Source organism: Streptomyces calidiresistens (genome assembly GCF_014141525.1).
Lineage (GTDB): Bacteria > Actinomycetota > Actinomycetes > Streptomycetales > Streptomycetaceae > Streptomyces > Streptomyces calidiresistens.
This window is the reverse complement of the sequence record NZ_VKHS01000090.1, coordinates 1-11,283: the sequence shown is the minus strand read 5'-3', so window position 1 is coordinate 11,283 and position 11,283 is coordinate 1. Positions and strand designations below refer to the sequence as shown.

Here is an 11,283-nt window from a genome sequence, read left to right as displayed (position 1 = left end):
CCTCCCCCCCACCACCCAAAACCCGCGATCTCGGCCGGGAACGGAGGAGGTCGCCGTGGTGGACGAGTTCTCCGTGGACGCGGTTGCCACGGCCCGGTAACCGGTGACAGCGGCCCGACTCGGCCGTGCCGCCGCCCGCGCCACCGCCACGAGCGCAAGGCCGAACACCTCCTCGCCTTCACCGCCATCGCCTGCACCCTCATCCGCTACCCGCAGATTCGCCCGATAAAATGAATTTCAAGGAGCATCTCGTGACCACCCGTATCCTTGTGACAGGCGGAGCCGGATTCATCGGATCACACTACGTGAGAACCCTGTTGACGCCACGGAGTGACTTGTGCGTCACGGTTCTGGACCGTCTCACCTACGCGGGCAACCCCACCAACCTGGACCCGGTGCGCAGCCATCCGGGATTCCACTTCGTGCCCGGCGACATCTGCGACCCGCACACGGTCGACCACCTCGTCGGGGACGTGGACGAGATCGTGCACTTCGCCGCCGAGAGCCACGTGGACCGGTCGATCGCCGACGGGCGGGAGTTCGTTCGCACCAACGTCCTGGGCACCCAGATCCTGCTGGACGCGGCGGTCCGGCACGGCATCCGACGTTTCGTCCACGTCTCCACAGACGAGGTGTACGGCTCCATCGCACACGGCTCCTGGCCCGAGGACCACCCGCTGTGCCCAAGTTCGCCGTATTCCGCCTCGAAAGCGGCCGGCGACCTGCTCGCACTCGGTTACCGAACAACCCACGGCCTCGACGTGCGCGTCACGCGATGCTGCAACAACTTCGGCCCCCGCCAATACCCTGAAAAGATAATTCCGCTCTTCGTCACCAGATTGTTGAATGGGCAAGGAATACCGCTTTACGGCACCGGCGACAACACCCGGGAATGGCTCCACGTCGACGACCACGTCGCCGCACTCGAACTGGTCCGCACGGCCGGACGGGCCGGGGAGATCTACAACATCGGGAGCGGGGTCGAGCTCACCAACAGACAGCTGACCGCCCTCCTGTTGGAACACTGCGGCGCGGACTGGGACAGCGTCGAACCTGTCGGCGACCGTCCGGGACACGACCGGCGCTACTCGGTCGACACCGCCAAGATCCGCCGGGAGCTGGGGTGGGTGCCGCGCCGGGACTTCCGCAGCGCGCTGGCCGAGACCGTCGACTGGTACCGCAGGAACGAGAACTGGTGGCCCGTGGGGGCGATCCCTCGGCCGCCCGCCCCGGCCACCCGCCCCCGGGCCGGAGTCACCGGCACCGTCGACCGCTGATCCGCGATACCTCCGCCGGGAACCGCGGAAACCCCCTGTGCCCACATCTCGAGAACCGCCCCCGGTGACCGACCGGGGGTGTCGATGGCCTCCACCCGATCCGACCGCCCCGTCCCCGCCTCCGGCCCCGCAACGGGGAGTGTCTGCGCAGCGATCGCAGCAGCGCGGAGGCGGGCCTCCTCGCAGGCCCCGGCGGGCACCCGCCCGTCGGGGCCCGTCACGAAACCATTCACACAGAAGGGCATATCGCGTTGAACTGGGGAAAACCACAGCTGAGTGGAACCTTCGGAGCCGTCTCCTCGACCCACTGGCTGCCCTCGGCGGCCGCCATGTCGGTCCTTGAGAAGGGCGGCAACGCCTTCGACGCGGCGGCCGCGGCCGGTTTCGTCCTGCAGGTGGTCGAACCGCACTTCAACGGACTCGGTGGTGATGTGCCGATCCTCTCCTACCGGGCGGCGACGGACCGCGTGCAGGTGGTGTGCGGCCAGGGGCCGACGCCCCGGACCGCCACCATCGACGGCATCAGGCGGTTGGGGCTGAACCAGATCCCGGGCTCGGGTCTGCTGCCGGCCGTCGTGCCCGGCGCCTTCGGCGCCTGGATGCGGATGCTGACCGAGCACGGCACACTGCCGCTCTCCGAGATCCTCGACTACGCCATCGGTTACGCGGAGACCGGGTTTCCGCTGCCGACCGGCGCGGCGGAGGCCATCGAGGTAATGGCACCGTTGTTCGAGACGGAGTGGCTCGAGTCCGGGCGCGTCTACCTGCCGAACGGTCGTTCCCCCGCCGCCGGTTCACGGTTCCGCAATCCGGCGTTGGCGGAGACGTACAAGAGGCTGCTGCGGGAGGCCACAGCCGCTTCCGGCGGGCGTGAGGCGCAGATCGCCGCGGCCGAGAAGGCCTTCTACAGGGGCTTCGTCGCCGAGGCCGTCGACACCTTCGTCTCCACCACGGAGGTTCTGGACTCCACCGGACGACGGCACAAGGGAATACTGACCGGTCAGGACATGGCGGACTGGCAGGCGACCGTGGAGGAGTCCGCGCACATCCGGTACGGGGACTGCACGGTCCACAAACCGGGCCCCTGGTCGCAGAGCCCGGTCTTCCTCCAGCAGCTCGCACTCCTGGAGGGCTTCGATCTGCGCGGCATGGGCCTGAACAGCGCGGAATACATCCACACCGTGGCCGAGTGCGCCAAGCTGGCCTTCGCCGACCGCGAGGCCTGGTACGGGGACCCGGACCACAGCGACGTTCCGCTGGACATCCTGCTGAGCCCCGCCTACACGGCGGAGCGGCGCGAACTGGTCGGAGCGAAGGCCGCGACCGCTCTGCGCCCCGGCTCCCCCGGCGGACGCCGTCCACACGTGCCGGAATACGTGGCGGACCCGGTGCCGCCGGAGCGGGAGCACTGGATGTCCCAGATCCGCAACGGGCTGCCCACCGTCGTCCGCGCCACGAGGGCCCGTACCGACACCTGCACCATCGTCGTGGCCGACAGGTTCGGCAACATGGTGGCCGCCGTCCCCAGCGGCGGGTGGCTGAAGAGCTCCCCGGTCATTCCGGGCACCGGCATCTCCCTCGGCACGCGGGCGCAGACGATGACCCTCGAGGAAGGACACCCCAACTCCTTCGGGCCGTGGCGTCGCCCGCGCACCACGCTCAGTCCCAGCCTCGTCATGAGGGACGGCAAACCGATTCTGGCCTTCGGCACCCCGGGCGGGGACCGCCAGGACCAGTGGACCCTGGAGTTCTTCCTCGCAGTGGTCGAGTTCGGCCTCGACCTCCAGTCCGCGACCGAGACCCTCGCCTTCCACACCGACCACTTCGCCGCTTCGTTCACTCCACACGAGTCGCGTCCGAGGGTGCTGACCGTGGAGCGGAACTGCGACCCGGAGGTCATCGAGGAACTGCGCACCCGCGGGCACGAGGTCGAAACGGCAGCCGAGTTCTCGCTGGGCAAGGTCTGCGCCGTCGGCGCGGATCCCGGGGATGACCTCCTGCTGGCCGCCGCAAGTCCGCGCGGGCGTCAGACGTATGCCATGGCCCGCTGACCCGCGGCGGGGGCACTCCACGACCGGGGCCCTCGGCCGTACACCGGTCCCGGTGGAAGCCGCTGCCACCGGGGGCCGCCGGGGCCGACTCACGGGTCCCGACGCCGAGCCGACCGAGCGTCGCGCCCTCCCGACACCGGGGGCGTCCCGGTGTCGGGAGAGAGGGTCCTCCGCAACGGGCGGTGCACGGCCGTCCGGGTCGGGTGGTGCGGGTCGTCGTCCCGCTTCGCGTGTGGTCGCGGGACGGGGCGCTCATCCGTCCCGCAGGGCGGCGGCGGTGGCGGTGCCCTCGATCCGGTCGACCGGTCCCTGGTAGAGAACCCTGCCCCCGTGCCGGCCGGGGCCCGGACCGAGGTCGATGAGCCAGTCCGCGCGCCGGATGACATCGAGATTGTGTTCGATCACGACGACGGTGTGGCCCCGGTCGAGGAGCTGGCCGAGGACGTCCAGCAGCACCGTGGTGTCGCGCAGGTGCAGACCGGTGGTGGGCTCGTCGAGGACGTAGAGGGTCGGTTCGGTGGCCTCGCGCAGTTCCTTGGCGATCTTGACCCGCTGGCATTCACCACCGGACAGCGTCGTGAGGGGCTGGCCGAGGCGCAGATAGCCGAGTCCGACCCGCTCCAACTGCGTCAGGGCCTCGCGGATCCGCTTGTCCGGCAGCCTGCCGATGGCGTCGGTGATCGTCAGGTCGTCGATGTCGGCGATGGACAGTCCGTTGACCCGGTGGCGCAGCACCTCGTCGATGAACCGCCGTCCCCGGCAGGTCTCGCACACGGTCTCCTGACCGTCCATGAAGGCCAGGTCCGTGTGGATGACGCCCAGCCCCTTGCAGTCGGGGCAGGCTCCCTCGGAGTTGGCGCTGAACCGGTTGGCGGGCAGGCCGCTGTGCTCGGCGAAGAGCTTGCGGATGGCCGGGGCCGTCCCGGTGTAGGTGACGGGGGTGGAGCGGCGGTTGGTGCCGACCGGCTTCTGGTCGATCACGACCGCGTCGTGCTGGGCGACCATCTCCATCGCGAGGCTGGACTTCCCGGACCCCGCGACCCCGGTGAGGACCGTGAGGATCCCGGTGGGGATGTCGACGGTCAGTTCCTTGAGGTTGTTGCGGGTGGCGTTCGCCACCGTGATCGCACCGGTGGCCTTCCGCGGGCCGGTGGTGATCGGCACCCGCTCCTCGAGGGCGACGGCTGTCGCCGTGCGCGCCTTCCGGAGCTCGTCGAAGGTGCCCTGGAAAACCAGTTCCCCTCCCCCGGCGCCCGCGTCGGGCCCGATCTCGATGATCTGATCGGCGATCTCCATGACGGCGGGGTCGTGCTCGACGACGAGAACGGTGTTGCCCTTGTCGCGCAGCTGCCGCAGCAGGGTGGTCATGGAGGCGATGTCGTGCGGGTGGAGCCCGACGGTGGGCTCGTCGAAGACGTAGAGCATCTCGATGAGACTGCTGCCGAGGTGCTTGACGGTCTTGATCCGCTGCGACTCCCCGCCGGAAAGGGTGGTGGTCGCACGGCCGAGGTGGAGGTATCCCAGTCCGATGGTGACCATGGCCCGCAGTCTCTCCTCGAGGGCTGCCACGACCGGCGCGACGGAGGGGTCGGTCACCTTCCCCGGCACACCGAGGAGTTCGGTGATCTCCATGCGGGCCATCTCGCCGATGGTGAGACCCGCGACGGTGGCGGTGCGGGCGGCCTCGTTGAGGCGGTCGCCGTGGCAGTCGGGGCAGACCCGGGAGCGGGTGAAGCGGGCGATGACCTCCCTTTTGCGGTCGGAGAGGTTGTCGGTCGTGCGCAGGTGGATGCGCTCGAACCGCTCCACGATGCCCTCGTAGTCCTTGGGGGGCCTGGTGCCCAGGCGGGCGGCGTGCTCACCTCCGTGGAGCAGTGCCCGGCGCTCCTCCTGTGTCCATTCCCGCAGCGGGGTGTCGGCGTCGAAGCTGCCGATGTCGGCGTACCGGGAGTACCAGTAGCCGCCGTCCCCGAAGCCGGGCAGCAGGATCGCGCCCTCGGCCAGGGACTTGTCCAGGTCCAGGAACCGGTCGACGGCGCTCACCACGACCTCCCCGATTCCGGAGCAGGTCGGACACATGCCGGTGGGATCGTTGAAGGAGAATCGGTTCGACTCGCCCACGTGCGGCGAGCCGACACGGGAGAACAGCAGCCGCAGGTGGGTCCAGGTGTCGGTAATCGTCCCCACCGTGGACCGGGCGTTCCCACCGAGCCTGCGCTGATTGATCACCACGACCGGTGAGAGCCCTTCGATCCCTTCCGTTTCGGGGCGTGACCACTTCGGCAGTCGGTTGCGGACGAACGGCGGGTAGGTCTCGTTGAGCTGGTGCCCGGCCTCCGCCGCGATCGTGTCGAACACCAGGGACGACTTGCCCGACCCGGAGACCCCGACGAACACGACCAGTCGGCCGCGCGGAATCTCCACGTCCAGGCGCTTCAGGTTGTTGGTCCGGGCACTTCGGATACGGATCGTACGCTCCAGCATGTGGCAAGGCTACGAGCAGATGTGGCCACATTCCGACCGCGACTGCGAGAATGGGGGCATGGCGGATGTCACCCAACGCGTCCTCGCCCTGCTGGCCACGCTCCAGACCGGGCGCGCGTTCACCGGTGAGGAACTCGCGGCGCGCCTCGATGTCAGTCCCCGGACGCTGCGGCGCGACATCGACCGTCTCCGCGGCTACGGCTACCCCGTCAAAACCCGGCCCGGCCCCGGCGGTCACTACCGACTCGCGGCGGGAAGCGCCATGCCGCCCCTGGCGCTCGACGACGACGAGGCGATCGCGACCCTCCTCGGGCTGGCCACCCTCGCCTCCACCGGCAGCGCCGCCGAAGGCAGCGTGGACGAGGCCGCCACCCGGGCCTACGGCAAGGTCGACCAGTACCTTCCCAAGCGACTGCGCCACCGCGCCGCACACCTCCGGACGAGCCTGGAAACGGGCACCGCTCCCACTCCGAGCATCAGCGCCGACACACTGGCCTCACTGGCCGACGCCATCCGGCACCACACCGTCGTCACCTTCGACTACACCGGCCGGGACGGCTCGACCACGTCCCGGCGCGTCCACCCCTACCGCCACGTCCACCACCACCTGCGCTGGTACCTCCTCGCCCGGGACACCCGCAAGGACGACTGGCGCGTCTTCCGCATCGACCGCATCACCCGCCTCCGGATGTCCACCAGCTCCTACACTCCCCGTCCCCTGCCCGCCGACACCGCGCTCGACTACCTGCGCCGGGGATTCGACAAGCACCGCGAGCGCGTCGTGGTCACCGTGGACGCGCCCCTGCCCGTCGTCGCCGAGGCGTTCGCGTACCGGGATGTCGAACTCGTCGCTCTGGGCGAGCGGCGGACCAGGGCCGTCCTGATGCTCGACACCTGGCAGTGGCTGCTCCCGGACATCGCCTTCCTGGAGGCCGACTTCACCGTTGAGGAGCCGGCCGTTTTCCGGGACGCCCTTCGGGCCTTCGGCGCCCGCCTCCTCCGCCACGGGTGACGTCCCACGCGCTCTGCGCGGCCCCCCGTCGGACTTCCCCATGATGTTTTTCAGCGTCCCGCAAGAGGATCGCCGGCCTCCGGGCCCGGCCTGGCTGTTCCCCCTGTCGGTGGCAGGACCCGGGGTGTCCCCGGGTCGGGGAGGCTCCGTGGGAGCGGCCGTACCGATCCCCTGCCAGGGGTGACGCACTTCTCACCACGGCCTCCCCACCCTCGTGAAAGCGACAATCATTTTCATATAAGGTTCTCGAGGCGATCTTGTGCCCATCCCGGGGACGCCCCGTCGCCACTCGTCACGTCCCCACAGGAGAAACGTTGCGCCCGCATCGAGACCCGTTGCCACCCACTCGTCGTCCTCGCCGCACCCGGGCAATCACAGCGCTTGCGGCCTCCCTGGCACTGAGCACGCTGACCGCTTGCGCCGACAGCACTCCCCGGGAGCGGCCGGACCACGCGGAAAGCACCTCGCTGACCCTCGCCGTCGGGAACATCTCCGGTGGTGAGTTCGACCCGCTCAAGGGGTGGGGAACCCGTCCGGCCCAGATCCGGCCGATCCACAGCTCCCTGCTGAAGGCGAACTCGTCGTTGGAGTTCGAAGGTGACCTGGCCACGGACCACACCGTCTCCGAGGACGGGGCTGGTCTGGACTCTGCCCCTGCGGCCCGAGGCCATGTTCTCGAACGGTGACCCCGTCACCGCGCACGATGTGGAGTTCACCTACACGTTGCTCAAGGAGGACGGCGTCCAGTTCGACCTGGGGTTCGTGGACCGGATCCGGGCGATCGACGACCACACCATCGAGTTCACGCTGACCGAGCCCCGGTCGACCTTCGTGAGCCAGCTCACCGAGATACCGATCCTCCCCGGGGATCACTACGGCGAGGGTTACTCGGCCGACCCGATCGGTTCGGGCCCCTACCGCGTCGTCGACTACCCGGACGGCCAGCAGCTGATCCTGGAGAGGAACCCGCACTGGTACGGCCCCACCCCCGGGTTCGACAAACTGACTTTCCTTTTCCTCACCGAGGACGCAGCCCTGGCAGCCGCCCGCGCCGGTGATGTCGATGTCCTGTACGTTCCGCCCACATTCGCCGGGCAGAAGCTCCCGGGGATGAGTCTGCACCGCTTCGAGAGCGTCGATTCACGCGGCCTGTCCCTGCCCACCCTGCCGGCAGGGGCTTCCGGCAGGATCAACGGCAAGGACGTGGAGGTCGGCAACGACGTGACCGCGGACCCGGCGATCCGACAGGCCCTCAACCTCGGGCTCGACCGGAAGGCGATCGTCGACATCGCGCTGCAGGGGTACGGACGTCCCGCCTATTCACTCGCCGACACCCTTCCCTGGTTCAACGAGGAGACCGTCTTCGAGGACGGTGACGTGGAAGGTGCCCGGGAGCTCCTGGCCGAAGCCGGCTGGGTCGACGAGAACGGCGACGGCATCGTGGAGAAGGACGGCCTGACCGCGTCCTTCACCCTGCTCCACCCGGCCGACGACAACCTCCGCAGCGACCTGGCCCTGGTCGTCGGTGAGCAGGCACGGGAGCTGGGGATCGACATCCGGATCAAGGGCACCAGTTGGGACGGCATCTTCGTGGACGGCAAGGCCAACGCCGTGACCTGGGGCGGTGGCCGGCACCATCCGCACCAGCTCTACGAGATGTACTCCACCGAGGAGCACAACGTCGGCTACAACAACATGCCGCACTACTCCAACGAGCAGGTCGATCGGGCTCTGGAGCAGGCGCTGGCCGCCACCACCCAGGAAGAGGCCAACTCCTGGTGGAAGCGGGCCCAGTGGGACGGCACCACCGGCTTCGCCGGCCCCCCGGGGGGGGGGGGACGCGCCGCTGGTGTGGCTGGCGCGGATCGACCACCTCTACTTCGTCGCCGACGGGGTGAGCCTGGGTGAGCAGCCGATGCACGCGCACGGTCACGAATGGGCGCTGTTCAACAATATTGCGGATTGGCGCCGGGAGCAGTGAGCGGTGCTCTCGACAGCCGGTCCGTCACCGAGGCGCCCGGTCGGGTCCCGGCGGCGGTCCCCACGAGGGGACCGCGCCGGGGCCGGGGGCTCGCACGGGTCATCTGTGTCCGGGTGGCACGCCTGTTCGGCCTGCTGTTCGGTGTCTCGTTGTTGGCATTCACCCTGGTTTACCACTCCCCCGTGGATCCCATCGCGGCCTACATCGGGGCCGAGGCGAGCCCCACCGACGAGCAACTCGCCCAACTGCGTGAGTACTGGGGATTGGATCGCTCCTTCGCCGAGCAGTACCCTGCCTGGCTCGGTGCCGTACTCGGAGGCGACCTGGGGGTCAAGGGGTCGTGGGTTCAAATCCCGCCGTCCCGACACAGGTCAGAGGGCCCTTGCGGATTCCGCAAGGGCCCTCTGACATCAGCGGGTGACATCAACCCCGCTCCCGGAAGGCCGTTCCCGGACCCGCGCGGAAACGGTCGCCGGCCCTTGCCGGAGCTGACGCCGGGGTCCCGGACCTCCGGGCCGCCCCGCATGAACGGTGGGCGGTCTCGATGCGCGCCGCCCCGGCCTCGGCCACCGGTGACGACCTGTTCGCGGTCGATGTCGCGGGAACGCCGGTCACCCGGGAGGCCGGTGGCCCCCCATCCGGCACGCTCGCGGGCCGCGGATCTCCGGGCGGTCGATGTCCTGACGCCGGGTACCCGGGACGGGCCGGCCAGGATGTGCCGGGTGCTGCGGGCGTCGGGGCATCGCAGGATCGCTGTCCAGGATCCGGTCCTGCCCGTGCCGGCCGAGTGCGCGTGGACCGCCGGTCTCGCCCCGGTGCCCGTCCCGGTCGACGAGGAAGGTCCGGTCGTCGGAGCCCTCCGCGATGACGGGACGGTACGCGCGCTCGTCGGTGTCGCGCATCGGTTCCCCACGGGCGCCGTGCTCTCCCCGGAGCGCCGGTCGGCCCTCCCGACCCGGGCGCGCCGTCGACGGGGTGGTGTGCCGGAGGACGCCTACGATGCGGAGTTCGTTCGCCGGAGCACCCCACGCGGATCCTGCAGGATGGGGATCCGGCCCGGGTGGTTCTGCTCGGTACCGCCCCCAAGACCCTGGCGCCGGTGTCGCGCCGGGCCGGAGGGTCCTGCCGGAGACCCGGGTCGATCGGGTGTGTGCCGCGAACGCGGGCGGTGTCGCGACGTGGGCCCCGAGGTCCCGGGGTGATGCCGGCCGCCCCGGTGTCCTCCGGCCGGCAGGAGGCGCCTCCTCCGCCCGTGACCGGGCGGAGGAGGGGAGGAACCGTCCTGACCACCCCGGCCCGGCGGGGCTCGCCCGGGGTTCAGAGCACGCCGCGCCGGGCCAGGTTGCGCATCAGCGCCCGCACGCCGAACGACCACGGCGGAGCCTGCTCGCTGGTGACGACGGTGTTGACGAGGGCGCCCAGCCGCGGGTTGGAGATCCGCACGATGTCGCCGTACTCGTGGGTGAAGCCTTCACCGGGTGCGCGCCGGTCCTCGGTCGGGGCGAACAGGGTTCCGGTGAACAGCACGAATCCGTCCGGGTACCGGTGGTGGGCGCCGTGGGTGGCGGCCACCAGGTCCAGCACATCGCGGCTGATCTCGCGCAGGGAGCTGCGGCCGTGCAGGGCGTAGCCGTCCGCACCCTCGATCCGCAGGTCGATGTCGAGTCCGCGCACGGCGTCGATGCCGAAGCCGTCGTCGAGCAGGCGGACGAACGGGCCGATCGCGCAGGAGGCGTTGTTGTCCTTGGCGCGGGACAGCAGCAGCGCGCTGCGGCCCTCGATGTCCCGGAGGTTGACGTCGTTGCCCAGCGTCGCGCCGCGCACCCGGCCGTGCGAGTCGACGACGAGGACGACCTCGGGCTCGGGGTTGTTCCACACCGAGGCGGAGAGCACCCCGACATCGGCTCCGGTGCCGACCGCGGAGAGGACCGGAGCCTTGGTGAACACCTCCGGGTCCGGTCCGATGCCGACCTCCAGGTACTGCGACCACAGCCCTTCGGCGACCAGGAGTTCCTTGGCCCCGGCGGCTTCCGGTGATCCGGGACGGACGCCGTCGAGCGTGCCGCCCACCACCTGACCGATCCGTGTCCGTATCCGGGCGGCCCGGGCCGGGTCTCCGCCCGTGCGCTCTTCGATGACGCGCTCCAGCAGGCTCCGGACGAAGGTGACGCCCGCCGCCTTGATCACCTGGAGGTCGATGGGGGCGAGCAGGTGCGGGGCGTCCCGGCGGCCGGTGGCGGTCGCGTCCAGCAGGTCGTCCAGGCGCCAGGTGTGCCCGCCGGGGGCCTCACGCACGATCGTGGCCGCGTCGTCGCGTTCCATCAGGTCCGAGACGGTCGGCGCGATATCGGTGATGTCGACGACGTGCTCGCCGCGCACCGCGGCCACGCAGGGGCCGCCCCAGCGTGGCTCGTGCACACGGGCGACGAGGGCGGCCCGGTCCGCGTCCTCGGGCAGGACGGTGTCGGGGCGGAGGGC

At 70.2% G+C, this 11,283-nt stretch carries 8 protein-coding genes; 6 read left to right on the top strand and 2 right to left on the bottom strand.

Features of this window, described 5'->3' with window-relative positions:
- The first annotated feature begins 251 nt into the window (after positions 1 to 251).
- Positions 252 to 1,277 carry a dTDP-glucose 4,6-dehydratase gene (rfbB, locus tag FOE67_RS06455; protein WP_182661364.1) on the top strand — a complete coding sequence of 342 codons (1,026 nt, stop codon included), beginning with the start codon at positions 252 to 254 and terminating at the stop codon, positions 1,275 to 1,277.
- A 251-nt stretch (positions 1,278 to 1,528) separates the two neighbouring features.
- On the top strand, positions 1,529 to 3,328 hold the full coding sequence (locus tag FOE67_RS06450) for a gamma-glutamyltransferase family protein (RefSeq protein ID WP_228473613.1): 1,800 nt from the start codon (positions 1,529 to 1,531) through the stop codon (positions 3,326 to 3,328).
- 252 nt (positions 3,329 to 3,580) lie between these two features.
- Here the strand turns inward: FOE67_RS06450 and FOE67_RS06445 are convergent, their stop codons facing one another.
- Complete coding sequence (locus FOE67_RS06445; RefSeq protein WP_143617300.1) at positions 3,581 to 5,812, bottom strand: ATP-binding cassette domain-containing protein; 2,232 nt, start codon at positions 5,810 to 5,812, stop codon at positions 3,581 to 3,583.
- Positions 5,813 to 5,870: 58 nt separating this feature from the next.
- Here FOE67_RS06445 and FOE67_RS06440 point away from each other — a divergent pair, with 58 nt between their 5' ends.
- The 4 genes from FOE67_RS06440 (at position 5,871) to FOE67_RS30615 (ending at position 10,007) form a co-directional block, all read left to right on the top strand.
- On the top strand, positions 5,871 to 6,824 hold the full coding sequence (locus tag FOE67_RS06440; protein ID WP_182661362.1) for a helix-turn-helix transcriptional regulator: 954 nt from the start codon (positions 5,871 to 5,873) through the stop codon (positions 6,822 to 6,824).
- Positions 6,825 to 7,159: 335 nt separating this feature from the next.
- Positions 7,160 to 7,510, top strand: a complete 351-nt coding sequence (locus FOE67_RS28965) for a hypothetical protein (RefSeq protein WP_267133306.1) — start codon at positions 7,160 to 7,162, stop codon at positions 7,508 to 7,510.
- The gene (locus tag FOE67_RS06435; protein ID WP_267133305.1) at positions 7,494 to 8,732 is read left to right on the top strand and encodes an ABC transporter substrate-binding protein; all 1,239 of its coding nucleotides are present in this window, start codon (positions 7,494 to 7,496) and stop codon (positions 8,730 to 8,732) included. Before FOE67_RS28965 ends, FOE67_RS06435 begins: the two co-directional genes overlap by 17 nt.
- 27 nt (positions 8,733 to 8,759) lie before the next feature.
- Entirely contained in the window at positions 8,760 to 10,007 is a 1,248-nt protein-coding gene (locus FOE67_RS30615) for a hypothetical protein (protein ID WP_369075287.1), read from the top strand.
- Between the two features lie 115 nt (positions 10,008 to 10,122).
- Here FOE67_RS30615 and FOE67_RS06430 read toward each other — a convergent pair.
- The coding region (locus FOE67_RS06430; RefSeq protein WP_438874190.1) for a fumarylacetoacetate hydrolase family protein at positions 10,123 to 11,283 on the bottom strand (1,161 nt) is incomplete at its 5' end.

What these genes read in the sequence shown, in the direction of transcription:
- FOE67_RS30615 (WP_369075287.1), top strand. Translation starts at nt 8,760, where the DNA reads ATGGGCGCTGTTCAACAATATTGCGGATTGGCGCCGGGAGCAGTGAGC.
- FOE67_RS06435 (WP_267133305.1), top strand. Translation starts at nt 7,494, where the DNA reads ATGTTCTCGAACGGTGACCCCGTCACCGCGCACGATGTGGAGTTCACC.
- FOE67_RS06440 (WP_182661362.1), top strand. Translation starts at nt 5,871, where the DNA reads ATGGCGGATGTCACCCAACGCGTCCTCGCCCTGCTGGCCACGCTCCAG.
- FOE67_RS06445 (WP_143617300.1), bottom strand. Translation starts at nt 5,812, where the DNA reads ATGCTGGAGCGTACGATCCGTATCCGAAGTGCCCGGACCAACAACCTG.